Origin of the sequence: Armatimonas sp., from assembly GCF_031410135.1 — a bacterium.
Taxonomy (GTDB): domain Bacteria; phylum Armatimonadota; class Armatimonadia; order Armatimonadales; family Armatimonadaceae; genus Armatimonas.
This window is the reverse complement of the sequence record NZ_JANNYP010000466.1, coordinates 15,693-30,520: the sequence shown is the minus strand read 5'-3', so window position 1 is coordinate 30,520 and position 14,828 is coordinate 15,693. Positions and strand designations below refer to the sequence as shown.

Here is a 14,828-nt window from a genome sequence, read left to right as displayed (position 1 = left end):
CGGGGAGAAGCACGTGTCCCCCTGCTTTTCCCACCGCAAGAAAGCCTGGCAACGCTCCTGCGAGACGCTCGGCGTAGAGACGGTGCCCCGCCGCGCCGGGGTGAACCTTATCTTTTGTGAAACCCGTGTCGTCGCGAGCCGAGGTGAAGACCAGAGTCCCTGCCGCCACACGTCGCGTCACTTCTACCCCGAAGTTTAGCGACGGAATGTCGTAGTGCGCCGCCACGCGCTCCATCGAGACCGCCGCGCTCTGGTAGCGCCCCGCACGCAGCTCGGGGAGCATGGTCTCGCTGACGGTGTAGATAAAGCAGATGTCGGTCGTGGGGCTGGCGGCCCAAGTCTGGCGCACGATCCCTTCCATCTGATCCTCCACCTTGGCCGACCCCACGCCGTCGTTGACGGCAAACTCGACAAAGAGCAGATCGGGCTTCTTGGAGAGCACATCCCGCTCCAGACGCGCTGCCCCAAAGTTCGAGCCCGTGCCCGAGACAGCAGCAAAGATCTCCGTGAGGGTTGACCTCGGAAACTGTTTTTTCAGGTTTTCTATCGTGTGTACCCGCCAGCCCTCCGCCGCCGTAATACTCCCTCCCAGAAAAGCAACCCGAAGCGGCTGCCCCGCGGCTCCCTTGGCCGCGATATTGGGGAGGCCGCCGCGTGGGTAAAACTCTACCAGAGCGGCAGGCACGGGTTGTTGTAGATAGACGGGGTGGTAGAAAATCATAAGTCTCTCTGGAGCGTGAGGATCTCCGTTTTCTGAAGTGTGCCACGCGTGGTCATAGCTTCGACTCGGTAGCGAAATGTAGTTGCTTCCGCGGGAAGTGCCACCGTGAACTCAAACGGGTAGCGGCTATCCGTGAGGGTTTGCTCAGGGGCGCTGTCAATCTGATAGATAAGCTGCGCCTCCCGAATCTCTTGGTTGGTGCCCTGGAGATAGACAAAGGCGGATAGAAGTGCGGGGCCAAAATTCAGAACCATCCCGACTACCTCTCCTTGAATAAACGGTGTCCGGGCCTCATCTTTAGCCCAAGCCGCGCCCCCAGTGCCGAGCAGCTCTTGCTGGAACGTGGGCTGGATCTTGACACCGAGAATCTTGAGGATGGCCACCCCGCTCGGTGCGATCTTCACGCGTCGCTGGTTCTCTTTCAGCCCCGGAAGGAGCGCTTGATTGAGTGTCAGTGTGACGCTCACCGGCTCCGGGGACTGGTTGGTGAGCGCCAGATAGAGCGCCTTGCCGTCACCGCTCCGTGCGGCGATATAGTTCACCTGGGGCGAACTTACCGTCACAAGCCCACGCGGCATCCACAGCCAGACATCTTTTTCTCCCTGCCAGACTCCGGGCCGGTCGCCGTAGATACGGTTCTTGAGGTAGGCATAGCCCTCGGCGTAGCGTGAAGGGAAGCGGATTGCGCCGTTGGTGCGCGTCTCCACCTCCGAGATTAAGTAGTCCAGCACCAGCGCGATGTGCGGCCAGGCATGGTTGAAGTGAAACGAGTTGTAGCTCAGCTCCTCAAACGGGTGGAGCGGGTAGTCCCGCTTCTCGTAGACTGTCGTGCGGGCCGTGTTCATGTGGTAGCCAGGGAAGCTGGCGTAGCGTCCCACCACGGCGGCGCGGGCGAGATCGTGCAGGAACGTATCGCCAGTGAGGGCGGCAATTCGGAGAAGCCAGGGAGCAAAGCAGGTCAGAAAGATCCCCCGGTGCCCCACGCTCGTCCCCGACGCCTCCGCCGTCAGCCCAATCTCCGAGAGCCGCCACGCCGGAACCGCTTCTTCGGGCACCGCCATCGGGCCTTTGGTGCGCTTGGCAAGGTAGCTGTAGACCGGCGCTTTTCCGCCTTTATTGACCGTGATATTCGTCGTAGGGATGGTTGGGCAGAGCCAGATGAACTGCGTGAAGCGAAGTGCCGCTTCGTGGGCAGCGTCCAGGTGGCGCTTCTCGCCCGTCGCTTCGTAGAGCGTCAGTAGCGCGAAGAAATCGGGGACAAAGCTATTCCAGAAGAACGAGCCCGGAGAGAACTCCGCCTGCCGCGTCTGAACCTGCGCTTTGAGATAGGCATCGGCCTTAGTTTGCGCCGCTTCGAGCCAGTGCCTCTCCCCCGTTGCCTCGTAGAGCGCGAGCAGGTTCTGCCAGGTGTCCTCAGCCTGGGGCGTATCCAGGTTCAGCGTGCGCTTTTGCGTCAGGAGCGCGGTGGCATAGCGCAGGAGCAAGGGCGAGCGGCGCTGGGTGATCGCGTAGAGCGCCGTCAGCTCCGAGAGCGGAGCGCAGGGGCCAAGCAAGCGCCACGACGGGTTCTGGATTTTCACCTCGGGCGAGGTGGAAAAAAGAAACTTCTCCCGTGAGAGTAGGTACTCGATCAGCGGGTAGGCGAGTTCTTTAAAGATCACCGGATCGTCGAGCACTAGAGCGGCGGAGAGCGGGTGGAGCGCGGAGACATTCTTGACCGTACCGGGCGCGTCGGTCTCGTAGGAGAAGCCCTTGAGCTCTTTGTTGAACCGGCTGTACTCGCTCAGCCCATAGGTCACCATGTTCTCCAGAGTCTGGTTGAGTGAGTGAGTCGCGCTCTGGCGGTAGTCCTGGAAGCCATAGAGCCCGCGCGCGAGGCTCTGGTAGGTGGCGAGAAGCGACTGCGGTTGCACGATCAGCCGGAGCGCAAACGAAAACACCTCACCGGGTTTGCGCTGCGAGCCCGTGCCACCAAGCATCGGGGCAAAGAGCATCGGGCGGGCCTTGCCGTCACTGTCACAGAGCGCAACCCCGAAGCGTGAGTTCTCAAAGGTCGGGAGCGGCTGAAACGGAAGCTCGGCAGGCTCGGCGATCAGGCCATAGGTCTGGTTATTGGCCATCACCAGCGTGGTCGGGAGCGGGCAGTGAAAGGCGGGCGTGAGAAACGAGGCACTGGGGAAGCGCCTCTCTTGCCAGATCAGCGGCTGCCAGCTCTCCTGAGTCGCCTTCGGGTCGGTGGCGGCAGCTCCAACATAGCCCACGGAGTAGAACCCTGCTCGCTTGGGCGTGAAGACGAAGCGCAGGCGCGGGCTCTCCTGTCCTGGCAAGAGCGTGACCTCGGCCTTGAGCGTGAAATCCGTGTGCTCAGCAAAGTACCAGTGAACCGTCTGCCCTACTACCTCAGTACGCACTGCCGTGAGCGCGACGGAAGCAGCGGCGCGATAGAGATTGCCGGTGCGGCTGGCCCCACTGCCCTGAAGGGTCGCCGGATCTAGCCCATCACCCGCCGTGACACTTGTGTCCGTCGCCGCTGTTTTCAGTGAGCTATCCGAGGTCCCAGAAGCTCGAAGCCAAGTGGGAACACTGTAGTTGATGCCATGCGGCAGCTCAGCGCGGCGCAGGGTGATCTTCGGGTCGTCGTCACGAAGGAGCACCAGAAACTGCGGCGCAAAGTGCATCGGGGTGCCGCCCGCACTTGCCGTAACCAAGAGTATGCCGTCGGGCTGGACGGTAAGTTTGTAGGCAGCGTTCTTCAGAACGGTAGGCACTAGCGAATCTCCACGGGGATCGCCAGGTTAAACGAGTGATCGCGCTTATTGTCTTCGTCGCAGGCACAGAAGAGCACCGCCTCTTTCCCATCCGCGGAGCGCCAGAGCTGGGGGCGCTCCAGCGAGTTGAGTTTTTGTTTCTTGCCACCCGCCCAAGTAATCTCGGTAGTGGAGATCAGGGGGCTCTCGGCGGGCTTCCAGTCGAGGCCATTGGGCGACGTGAAGAGCGCCAGAGATTTCCCCGCGTGCGTGAAGTGCCCCTCGTTGTCTTTCACGATGGCCCAGTAGCGCTTACTGTCGCACCAGATATACGGGTCCTCGGCGGCGAAGAGAACCCCCGCTTTGGTGAAGACGGGAGTGGGGTGTTTGACAAACGGCCCCGTCGGGGTCTCGGCGAGGGCTGCGATATGCACGACAGGCCCCCCAAACGGGGCTGGCTTCTGGGTGCCGACGGCTTTATAGATCATGAGTGTCTCCCCCTCGGGCGTGGCGCAGACCGCCGGGTTGCTGGTCATGAGCGCATCGTGAGAACCCGGTGTCACATCCACCACCGGCTTGTCCAGCCGCTTCCACGGCCCGTTCGGCGAGTCTGCCACCGCGACTCCGATGCGCTGGTTATTCCGGTGTGTCCAGTTGAGGGTTTTCATCGCCACGCCATCGCCGGTGTTGCCCATGTAGTACAGATAGAACTTGTTGCCGAACGTATGAACTGTCGGGTTGTGCGTGCACAGCCCATCCCAGAACTCTTTTCCGCGCACCGGCAATGCCACATCCACATGCCGATACGGCCCTAGGGGAGAGTCAGCGACAGCGTGGGCGATCTCAGAATGGGTTACCCAAGCATAGTGCCCCAATTTACGCGGCCAGCGTGAGTAGAACAGATGGCACGTACCGTCGTCGGTGCGGATCATGCTCCCACACCAGATGTAGAAATTCTCGTCGCGAAAGGCTGCCGTCTTCGGCACCGGAAGCAAGCGTAGCTCAGGCATGGCAAGATTATACTAAATCTTCGGCGAGTGATGTTTATCCGCCGGAGACACATTATTATTCAAATCGCTCAAGAATAGAGTAGCTGGGCCGTTGCCGTGGCAGCTTGCTCTGCAATGCAACGCACCCAATAAGCACCAAAAGCACTAGGGAAGGCCGATGAGCCGGCCGGCTTGTGCGGCGCGTACGTCACCACCCACAGCCGCCCGGCCCAGACCACGACCGCGCCCGTGCCGCACTCGCCTTCATCGTTGAACATCGCCAGGTGGGGATAGACCCCGGAGACAGAGTGCGGCTTTTGCATTCCGCTATTTTACCCTTGCTACGCGCCGTGTGCGCCGTGCTTGGCGCTCTCCTCTAACCCACTGTCAGGAGCCGCGAGGTCTTCGGGGGAGACAAGAGCACGGACTTCGGCAAACGTGGGGCCGTCGGGGAGGGCGGGGATTTTAGCCACAAACTCAGAGAGCGGCTCGAAGGCAAAGACCCGCGCTAGGTCATCGCCCCAGGTCTCGGTGCAGGTTAGCCGGAGCGCGGTGGCTTGAATGCCGAGAGGGATCAAGACAAGTCGCTGGTAGTTGTTGTCGTCTGAGTAGACCGTGCTCCAGGTGCCGCTCTCGTCCTCGGCCTCCAGGCAAAACGATTTTATGAGCGAGTCCGGGACGACGCAGCGGTCCGCGCTCTGGGGGTAGACATGAGCCATGCGCTTTGTGTTACTCAGGTCGCTGTCAAAGACAAGGCGCACCCCGGCGATGGCTTGCGGGGCCGTCCAGTGGTACGAGACGGACTCGCCCAGCGACGCTTCCCAGGCATGGGCCTCGTTCTCATGATCACGCTCCCTGCCGTCCAAGAGGCGCTTGCCGGGGTCGCCACAGAGCGTGGCAGAGCATGCGAGCGCTCCGGGAAGCTTGAGCTTGCCCGGAAGCCAGCAGTCGTCGTTCATCAGCGTCTCTTGGAGCAGGTCAATGTCCAGGCCGCGCGGGTCGGAGTTTTGGGAGATGCAGAGCGCCGCCGCTGTGCCCGCCGCCTGCCCGATCACGGCACAGGTTGCCATGACACGCGTTGACGAGAGCGCGGCGTGAGTCACCGAGATATTACGCCCGGCGAAGAGTAGGTTGGGGACATTTTTCGAGTAAAGCGAGCGGAACGGAATGCCATAGGGGGACGGTGCGGGATGAAAAATGGTCGGGCGGCCGGGGTAGAGCAGCCCCGCCGGGTGGTGATCGTCCATGCTCCAGCCGCCGTAGGCCACGATGTCGTCGAACTTCCCTTCGGCGCGAATGTCGTTCTGTGTGAGAATGTAGTCGCCCACGTAGCGGCGGCTCTCACGCTTTCCAGGGAGCGAGCCCAGCCACTCCAGCGCCCAGTTCGTGGCTTTCTCACGCTCATCGGCCTTGTTCTTGATGTAGTCCCAGACCCCGTAGCCCACACGAACCAGCTCATCGCGGATCTCTTCGGCGTCGCGGATCGTGTCGTTGATACCGCCCAGCTCCACCCACCAGAAGTTATGGCCGCTCACCCCGTTCATGCGGTAGTTGAAGTCCTCCGCCTCGTTGAACTTATAGGCCCAGCGTGGGGCGGTAAAGGGCTGGGGCTCGTCGGCGCGGCGGAGCTGGATGAGCAAGGAGTTGCCCATGGTTTTCAGATCGGCCTCGACCGGCTCAATATCCTCGTCGAACTCCGCCCGTGCCTCCCGCCCGACCCTGTACTCCGCGGGGGTCAGTTCGGCGAGGATGCTATCGCCCGAGCAGTCAATAAACTGCTTCGCGGTGATCGTGTGCCAGGTCTGGCTGGTGAGCTGCCAGGCGCGCACCGAGGCGATCTTGTCCCCATCCATACTTGCCTCGGCGCAGGAGCAGTTCAGAAACGGCGTCAAGTTCGGCTGGAAGCGAATCTTACTCCAGAGCACCGCGTCCCAGACGGAGTAGTTGCGTGCCGGGTTGAGATAGAGATTCTCCAGCTGAATTTCCTCAAGAATTCCGGTCTCTTTGTTGTGCTTGCCGTGTGCGCCGCAGATCCACATCCGAACCTCACTGGACGCGTTGCCGCCAAAGACGGGTCGGTCGTGGATAAGGGCGGTGCGTGCCCCATTGCGTGCGGCGGCGATCGCGGCGCAGATCCCCGACATCCCGCCCCCGATCACACAGACATCAAACTCATGGGTTACTTCATACATAGTTACAGTTCCGTTGCCAGAAACCCGTGGCCATAGCGCAGGGTTCCCGTTGCATTTGTGGTTGCTTGAAAGAGCGTCTGCTCTGGATTGATTGCTTTGAGGAGTAGCACTGTCTTGCCCACCATGATTGTGGCGGTAGGCGCGAAGATCGGCGCTTGGAGCGTGATCGTCTTGCCCTTGCGCGTGAGCCGTGTGGCCTCGCGGCAGGCATAGGCCAGCCCGACATTGAAGGCCGAGTTAAAGGCCGTCCAGCCTTCTGGGTGGCGAAACGCCCCGTCAGGGTTGTTGGGATAGTGCTCGGTGGCCGCCGTGGACGAAAGCGTACCACGCACCAGCTCCAGCCGGGCGCAGGTGTCATCAGCGAACTTCTTGGGCCAGCCACGCTCGACCCCGTAGAAGTCTTTCGGCCCGCGAAACGCCGCATGCGCCCCGAGAGGATTGCGGCCAAAGAGCGTATCAAAGTGGGCGGTCGCGATGACGCGAAGCCGCTCGGCACGCTTCGTATCCCCCGAGAGCCGCGCCACGGAGAGTGCGCACGCCGGAAAGCCCGCCACATTGCCCGGCTCGTTCCACCCCGCGCCCCCGTGCGAGCCCGGTGTGAAGCGCGGCAGGGTCCAGTTGGCCTCATCGTACTTGCGGAAGTCGTAGGCGTTCTCGGAGCGAGCGATCACGACCGCGCTCCACTTTTCTAGCCAAGGCCGAATCAGCGCCAGTAACCTCTCCTCCCCATCCCTCCTCTCCCGGGCACTCGCAAGCTCGTTGGGAAAGGAGGGGGCCAGATTCTGGATTTTCCCCTTTCCCAGCGAGGGACGAGCGCCCGGGAGAGGGGTTAGGGGAGAGGTCAGGAGTGTTGTCAGGCCCGTGAGGAGCATGTGCTCGCTCATGCGCTGGCCTTTTGTCACTTTCGGGTCGGCGGGATCGAGCTTCTCGCAGACCCACTTTGCTTGCGCAAGGGCGGTGTCTAAGAAGCGCTTGTCTTTGGTTGCTTCGTAGAGTAAGACATTGGGTAGGATCGAGTGCCCGGGACACTCGCGGCCTTTGTAGTCCCCGACTTCGGTCTGGATTCCAAAATTCCAGTTTTTCAGCACCAGTGCTTTGGTGCGCTCGTAGACGCTGACCGGAAGCCAGCGGGAGAGCTGCGGCCAAGCGTAGACAAAGAACGCAAGCTGCTCGATGGTCTGTAGATGGATGCGGCGTCCCTTGGGATCGCCCGACGGATCGGCGCTCTCGGGCTTGACGAGGAGCCAGCCGACGCCCCAGTGGATGAGCTTGGCAATATCGGGCGCATCGGGCTTGGGCGGCTCGATCTCGCGAAAGTACGCCTGCGCGGCTTCGAGGGCTCCCCCATCACCGTTGGCTTTTACTTGCTTGAAGTTTGCCGAAAGCGGCTTCCACTCCACCTCGCGCTTTGCCTGCTCAAAGAACGAGGGGTTGGCGAGATAGAGCAGGACCAGCGAGGGGACTTCGTAGCTGTAGTAGGTACCATCGCGCCAGGCCGAGCCGCCATAGGCTGAGGGGTGCGTGCCGACCAGCGAACGGGAGTCTACAAAGAAACGCAAGGCGGGATCGAGCGAGGCCCGAAGCGTGACGAGAGGCGCGATCTCAAACGGATCGGAGACCAGCCCAGCGGCTTCTATGCGAACCTCCTTAACCTCTCCCCCTGCCCCTCTCCCGGGCGCTCGTTCCTCGCTGGGAAAGGGGAGTTTTAGGGTAGTGAAGTCGCCGATGTTGCCACGAACGGTTCCCTTAAATAGCACCTTTTCGCCCTGCTTGACTGCAAACGGGGTGCCGTCGGGGAGAGTTGGCGCGGTGAAGCGCTTGGGGTCGTCGGGGTCATAGCCGGTCTGATTTATAAAGAGCGGGACGGGCCGTGGGCGGGGGATCGCCCCCGGAAGTAGCAGTGTGGGGTAGGTTGTAGACGGCTCAAAGACACGCACTTCAACGAGGCGCACGGTGCCCGGATCGGCAAAGACGAGCTGGAGCGTGTCCGTGGTGACGGGCTGTTTCAGACGCAGTTCCACCACGGTCTTGTCGTTGCCCGTCACTTTCGCCAGCTCGCGCCCGGAGCCGTCGCGCACGCTTAGCTCTCGAAACTCGCTCCCCCAGACACCCTCATTGAGCCAGCCGGTTCCGAGCTGGAGGCAGGCAATGGTCTGTGGCGTGGCCCAGGAGAGTGTCAGCGAGTGCGGCCCGATGCTGCCACTTACCCAGCGGCTCTCGTTGGTCAGCTTGCCGTCCGTCACATTCGACGCACCATAGCCTGCATTCAGCGACGACGAGGCTTTCAGCATTGCCGTTGTCGCAAGATTACTCTGCCTAGCCATCGGACTTTAGTCCTCCCGTGTTGGGAGCCCAGGGAATACGTCCTGCATTGGCCGAGTTCCAGCTCTCCCATGCCCGCTGTAGCCGCTTGGCGAGCTCGGGTTTCTGAGTTAGCAGATTGTCTTTTTCGCCAATGTCTTTGGTCAGATCAAACAGGCTCTGCACGCCCTTGGCATCTGACATAAGCTTGTAGGCTCCCTCCCGGATCGCCCAGGAGCCGTTGATATGCCGCCAGTAGAGCCGCTCGTGAGGCGCTTCTTTGTTCTCTCCACGCAAAAAGGGGATTAAGTTCACGCCCTCCATTGAGGCCATGTGCTGTGTCTCTTTTCCGGCGAGGGCGAGGGCCGTGGGCTGAATGTCCAGCGTGCTCACAGGCTGGTCGTAGCGCTTGCCGGCGGGGATCGTGCCCGGATACGAGAGCACAAACGGGACGCGAATCCCGCCTTCTAGCACCTGGCTCTTCTCACCGCGCAGGGGCAAGTTCCGGGACGAATTGGCGTTGATCGGCCCCCCATTATCCGAGATATAGACAATCAGGGTGTCATTGGTCAGGCCCAGCTCTTTGAGTTTGGCGGTGAGCTTCCCCACCCCGTCGTCCACCGCGCTTACCATCGCCGCGTAGGTCTTGCGCTTGCCGGTGAGATTGGGAAACCGGGCTAGGTAGCTCTCGGGGGCTTGGAGCGGCTCATGGGGCGCATTATAGGCGAGATAGAGAAAAAACGGCTCTCTCTGGTGGCGCTCCACAAACGCCGTGGCTTCGTCGGTGAGTACTTCGGTGAGGTAGCGCTTCTCCACGCCGGGAACGGGTGTCGTGTTGCGCAGGAGCGCCCACTGGTACGGATTGTTCGCATTCTCGGTCCAGTTCAGGTACTGGTGACCGCCGCCCAGGAAGCCAAAGAACTCCCCGAAGCCACGCTGATTGGGGTGGAAGTGCGGCAACACGCCCAGGTGCCACTTGCCAATGCCGCCGGTCTGGTAGCCCAATTTTTGAAGCACCTCGGGCAGCGTGCGTTCCGTCAGGGGCAGACCAGCGGCATGTGGGTTGGGGCTCTGGGGACTATCCGGGTTGGTATCGTAGCCAAAGCGGGCACCGTGTCGCCCGGTGAGCAACCCCACGCGCGAGGGCGAGCAGACAGGAAACGTCACGTAGCCACTGGTGCAGATCGTCCCACTTTGGGCAAGCGCATCCAGATTCGGAGTCGGAATGTCCTTGCAGCCATTGAAGCCCACATCGCCGTAGCCCTGGTCATCAGTGACAATCACGATCACATTCGGCTTTCGGGGCTGTGCTGTGGTCTGGGCGAATGCCGAGGGCGCAAGCGTCAGGAGCATCAGTCCCGAAACCAGTGGAGTTACTCTCATCGCGTGCTCTCGTCCCGCTTGAAGACACGGACATAGTCAATGTAGGCTTTCGCCGTGCCCCCCTCTTGGATAAACGTATTTAGGAGGACGTTACCCGTTACCCAGTCGTTGACCCCAAAACAGCTCCCAGAGAAGATAATGTGGTGCGGCACCTGCGGGATCAGCGTGGGCTTGTCTATCGTACGGACGAGCTTGCCATCGTAGTAGAACTTGAGCACGGTTGGAGACCACTCAAAGCCGATGGTGTGGTACTCCTGTGTGTGCAGACCGGGGGCCTTGACCATGGCTCCGTTGGCCTTATGCGCAGGCTTGGCGTAGCCATCCCAGTGGAGACCGGTGGAGTATTGCTCCCCTGCTTTATTGCCCTCGATAATATCAATCTCTGCCCCATCGTTGGCAGTGCCATCGGTCACGCCCTTGGGAGCGGTCAGTCCTTCCTGAGCGGGCATCATCCAGAACGCCACCTGGTAGCCGTCGGGCTTAACCAGATGCATCCGGGCCTCCAGATAGCCGTAGGTCGTTGAGAAGTGCCCCTTTGAGTTGAAGCGCCCGGCGAAGTAGGTATTGTCCTCCGTCTTGGACTTGCGGTAGTAGATGTAGGCGTTGCCGTCCTTTTCCTCGACCTGCTGCGCGTCCGCTTTGACCATAATGTCCGGGCGTTTGCGGCTCGTGGTCTCAACCGTCCACTTGGCAGGATCAATCGCCGTGTCGTTGAACTCGTCGGAGAAAATCAGGTTCCAGCGGGCTTTGTCGTCAGGCGACGATAAAACGGGCCGTGCCTGGGTGGGAGTCTTGGGGTCCACCAGAGTGGGCGCTGTCTGTAACAAACAAAGGATAGGTAAGAGAAACATATTTTTATTTTTTCTTAAGAGCCACGCTCAGCAGTGCGAAAGCGCAGAGATGGAGCCCGGAGAGGGCAAAGAAAGTCGGGCGGTAGCCGAAAGCACCGACGGTATTTCCGACCAGAGAGTTCATTAGGAGGCCCCCAAGCGTACTCCCGGCGGCCACCAAACCAAAGACCGTCGCCAGCTTGTCTTTTGGAATCAAGTCGGTGACAAGCGTCGTGCCGTTGATCATCCAGGCCATGTGCGCCAGTGTCACGATCATCGCAAAGACCAGTGCCCCATTCACGGTTGGCGAGAGCGCGATCAGCGCCGTGAGCGGGGTCAGGCAGGCACAGAAAAGCATCACCCGTAGCCGTCCTGCGACCACCGGCATCCCACGTTTGATGAGCACTCCCGAAAGCCAGCCGCCGCCCAGAGCCCCAAAGTCGGCGGCGAGAAAGACGAGCCAAGTAATGCTAACCTGCTGCTGCGTCAGCCCGCGCTCCGCGACTAGATACTTGGCCAGCCAGGACTGGATAAAATACCAAAGTGGATCGGTGAGCAGACGCGCCAGGAGCAAAGCAAGGACGACTTGCCAAGCCACTTGCCCCCCCTGCCCCCGCTCAGCGGGGGGTAGGGGGGCGGCGGGGGCTAGGGGGGGAGCGTTCCGATATACCAGAAGCCAAGGGATTAGCCAGAGCAGGCCCGCGGCACCCGTCGCAAAGAACGCGTTCTGCCAGTGGCCCGTCGAGGCGAGCCAGAGGATCAGCGGCGGCGCGATGGTCGCTCCGATGGTTGCCCCTAGGGTGTAGATACCAATGGCGAGGCCACGCTCTTTGGCCACAAACCACTCCGAGACCAGCTTGGGTGCGGTTGTCCAGTTCCCTGCCTCACCCAGGCCCAGCAGGAAGCGAAACGCACTCAGCGAGGCCATCGAGCGTGCCAGCCCGGTGAGCATGTTGGCCACCGACCAGAACGAGATATAGAGCGCCAGCGCCTTACGTGGCCCCAGCTTATCGGTGAGCCGCCCGGAGACAAGATACGAGATTGTGTAGGCCACCAGAAAGAAGTTATTGACCGCCGCGTACTGCGGGTCGGTCATGCCTAGGTCTTTCTGGATGGTCGGGGCGAGAATGGCGAGGGTCTGTCGGTCCACGTAGTTCAGCACGGAGGCCAGAAATAGCATCCCCACCAAGACCCAGCGCAGACTCATGGGTTGGTCTCAGGAGGCGCTACAAGCCGATTGAAGCCCAAGTGATCCGTTCCGCGAAGCTGGATGTTGGCATGCCCCGGAAAAAGCGGCCCAACATCATGGGTCATTTTTACAAACGGCACGGTGATGCGCATGGTCATCCCCATTCGCCGCTTCTGTGACATATTTTTATTGGACTGGTGCAGGGTGCGCTCATTAAAGAGAAAGAACTCGCCGGGCTTCAGCTCCATCGGGATCGCCTTGCTGGCATCCACCTGCGCCGGGTCGGCCTCCTCGCTAAAGGCCATGCCCTCGCGGCTGGGCAGGTGCTTGATGATCTTCTTGTGCGAGCCTGGAATAAGATTAACACAGGAGTTCTCGATCGTCACCGGATCAATGGCCAGCCACGCCGAAAGATTCACCACGGGTTCCAGCGGCCAGTAGTTGAAGTCCTGGTGCCAGGGAATCTCGCTGCCGCCGGGCTCTTTGTTAAAGAAATAGGTAGCCCAGAGCACCAAGTCCGGCCCAAAGAGACTCTCCGCACGGTCCAAGATCGCCGGGTGGGCGCAGAGGTTGTAGAGAAAGCGCTGGTCAAGATGGCGGCACTGGAGGCGGCTCTTAGGGTTGGGGCCATCTGAGGTGAGTACCTCGGTCTCGATGCGCGAGCGGATCGCGGCCATATCTTCGGGCGAGCAGAGCGTGAAGGGGCCGAGATAGCCAAGCTCATGGAACTGAGCCAGCTCGGCCTGGGTTAGCTTATAGTTCATCACAAGAGAAGCTTCCTAAAAGAGTGAGTCGTACTGAGTTGTCGCCCCGGGGTTATCAAAAACGCTATGATTAGGAGTCAGGCCAAAATCACTAGAGCGCATCGCGATGCCTTTTTTGAACTTTGCATGACCATCGTTGTAGAGAAGACTTCCCCCCTCGCTGTGCTGGTTGTTGTAGTTCGGCGTGTAGGGATTCAGTGTTCGTGGAAAGTGCCAGTAGTAGTATTTTTTTGTCGTAGCGTTGAAACCAGGGCGGTTATAGGAAATAAAGCGCTTTGTATTAAGTTCCTGCAAGTAAACAATGTCTGCGGGATTAGGAATTGCCGCGATCGTTTTTTCGAGCACGACCGAGTTCCCTAGGTAGCTTGTACAACTTTGCGGATAGAGAGTTTCGTTGCAGGCTTGTGTGCCTGTGCTGATCGAAGTCGGGCAAAAATAGATACCCCGGTTTTTCGTATAGGGCGAAATCGCTCCCATTGCGCTTGGTCTTGCGGCTATGACAAGAGGATTGTTGAAGTCGGCGACTCCATCATTGGCGGGAGGATTGGTTTCGTCGTAGTCTTGCACATACATCATTAATGCAAGTCCAATCTGCTTCATATTGGAAAGGCAGGCCGTCTGACGCGCTTTCTCGCGGGCTTGGGCAAAAACAGGAAAGAGAATGGCGGCAAGAATCGCGATAATTGCGATCACGACTAAGAGTTCGATGAGCGTGAAGGCTCGTTGGCTACGTTGCATAAAAAAAGTTCTTTCTAAACTAGTGAGTGTCTGAAGCATCCTGACTTCACACACTGCTTATTCTACGTGAAATGTCAAAGCCCTGGTTTATCCGCCGCAGACGATTTGTTATCCAGTTCGCTCCCTCCCAAGGTGCGCCACTTCGATGGTGGGAGCTGAAAGCGCTCGGTGAAGACGCGGCTAAAGGTGTAGACACTCTCAAAACCGATCGCCTCTCCCACCGCCGAAATGGTCATGTGGGTGCTCCGAAGCAAGCGACAGGCACGCTCCAGACGCCGCTCCATGAGATAGGTCTGGGGAGAGAACCCAACAAAGCGATGAAAGCAACGCCGCAGGTGTGCGGGGCTGACGGCGTATTTCTCGCAGAGTAAGATTGGTGTGAGGGTGGGATCATCCTGGATCGCCCAGAGGGCTGGAACCAGCCAGTCGGGTGCGCCGGTGATACGGAGCGGGCTATCGGCAGGCTCACGGACACTCAAGACACGCCAGCAAAGACCAAAGATCGCACGGGCAAGCCCATCGCCAATCAGCATTGCCTGCTCATCACGTGGCAAGCTGGTCGGTAAGTACCCAAGTCCGTTATCGGGCCACTGTTGCGCTGCCTGCTGCATCCACTGACAAAGAAGCTCACGTGTCGTGGGGTCGGGTTGCCACTGAACCGGAGGGTGAAGCAGGGGAAGGATATCCAGGCGACCAAAGAGCTGTGCCTCTAGCCCAATAGACCACCAGACAACACCGGTATCGGTGAGCAAGCGTTCACGGTTCATATTTCGGGGCAAGAGCAGTGCATCTCCCGCTTCTAAGACCCAACGCTTGCCATTTAAGCTGGCCTGAAGCTGTCCCTTCTCCACAAACCAGACAGCACCAAACTCTTGCACTTTAGATGCAGTCTGTGTTCCTGGTTTCCAATCATGCCCATTTGCCCAGACTAAGCTTATGGTGACATTGCTAAGTAGCTCGTGTCCTAACATCGT

The 14,828-nt window shown here is 60.0% G+C and carries 12 protein-coding genes; all 12 read right to left on the bottom strand.

Going from position 1 to position 14,828, the window contains the following annotated elements:
- A partial coding sequence (locus RMO15_RS17405; RefSeq protein WP_309714726.1) for a GDSL-type esterase/lipase family protein occupies window positions 1-721 on the bottom strand: 721 nt, incomplete at its 3' end.
- A complete protein-coding gene (locus RMO15_RS17400) occupies window positions 718-3,489 on the bottom strand; it encodes a hypothetical protein (protein ID WP_309714724.1) in 2,772 nt (923 codons plus the stop codon). The genes RMO15_RS17400 and RMO15_RS17405, both read right to left, overlap by 4 nt.
- Entirely contained in the window at window positions 3,489-4,478 is a 990-nt protein-coding gene (locus tag RMO15_RS17395) for a glycoside hydrolase family protein (RefSeq protein ID WP_309714722.1), read from the bottom strand. Before RMO15_RS17395 ends, RMO15_RS17400 begins: the two co-directional genes overlap by 1 nt.
- A gap of 68 nt (window positions 4,479-4,546) precedes the next feature.
- Window positions 4,547-4,780, bottom strand: a complete 234-nt coding sequence (locus tag RMO15_RS17390; protein WP_309714719.1) for a hypothetical protein — start codon at window positions 4,778-4,780, stop codon at window positions 4,547-4,549.
- A gap of 18 nt (window positions 4,781-4,798) precedes the next feature.
- Complete coding sequence (locus tag RMO15_RS17385; protein WP_309714717.1) at window positions 4,799-6,649, bottom strand: FAD-dependent oxidoreductase; 1,851 nt, start codon at window positions 6,647-6,649, stop codon at window positions 4,799-4,801.
- Between the two features lie 2 nt (window positions 6,650-6,651).
- Window positions 6,652-8,973, bottom strand: coding sequence for a hypothetical protein (locus RMO15_RS17380; protein ID WP_309714715.1), 2,322 nt, complete (start codon window positions 8,971-8,973; stop codon window positions 6,652-6,654).
- The gene (locus tag RMO15_RS17375) at window positions 8,966-10,333 is read right to left on the bottom strand and encodes a sulfatase-like hydrolase/transferase (RefSeq protein WP_309714713.1); all 1,368 of its coding nucleotides are present in this window, start codon (window positions 10,331-10,333) and stop codon (window positions 8,966-8,968) included. Before RMO15_RS17375 ends, RMO15_RS17380 begins: the two co-directional genes overlap by 8 nt.
- Entirely contained in the window at window positions 10,330-11,184 is an 855-nt protein-coding gene (locus RMO15_RS17370; RefSeq protein WP_309714712.1) for a glycoside hydrolase family 16 protein, read from the bottom strand. Before RMO15_RS17370 ends, RMO15_RS17375 begins: the two co-directional genes overlap by 4 nt.
- A 4-nt stretch (window positions 11,185-11,188) precedes the next feature.
- On the bottom strand, window positions 11,189-12,370 hold the full coding sequence (locus RMO15_RS17365) for an MFS transporter (RefSeq protein ID WP_309714711.1): 1,182 nt from the start codon (window positions 12,368-12,370) through the stop codon (window positions 11,189-11,191).
- On the bottom strand, window positions 12,367-13,116 hold the full coding sequence (locus RMO15_RS17360; protein ID WP_309714710.1) for a phytanoyl-CoA dioxygenase family protein: 750 nt from the start codon (window positions 13,114-13,116) through the stop codon (window positions 12,367-12,369). Before RMO15_RS17360 ends, RMO15_RS17365 begins: the two co-directional genes overlap by 4 nt.
- A 15-nt stretch (window positions 13,117-13,131) precedes the next feature.
- Complete coding sequence (locus RMO15_RS17355; protein WP_309714709.1) at window positions 13,132-13,854, bottom strand: prepilin-type N-terminal cleavage/methylation domain-containing protein; 723 nt, start codon at window positions 13,852-13,854, stop codon at window positions 13,132-13,134.
- A 74-nt stretch (window positions 13,855-13,928) separates the two neighbouring features.
- Window positions 13,929-14,825 carry an AraC family transcriptional regulator gene (locus tag RMO15_RS17350; protein WP_309714708.1) on the bottom strand — a complete coding sequence of 299 codons (897 nt, stop codon included), beginning with the start codon at window positions 14,823-14,825 and terminating at the stop codon, window positions 13,929-13,931.
- Between the last annotated feature and the right edge of the window lie 3 nt (window positions 14,826-14,828).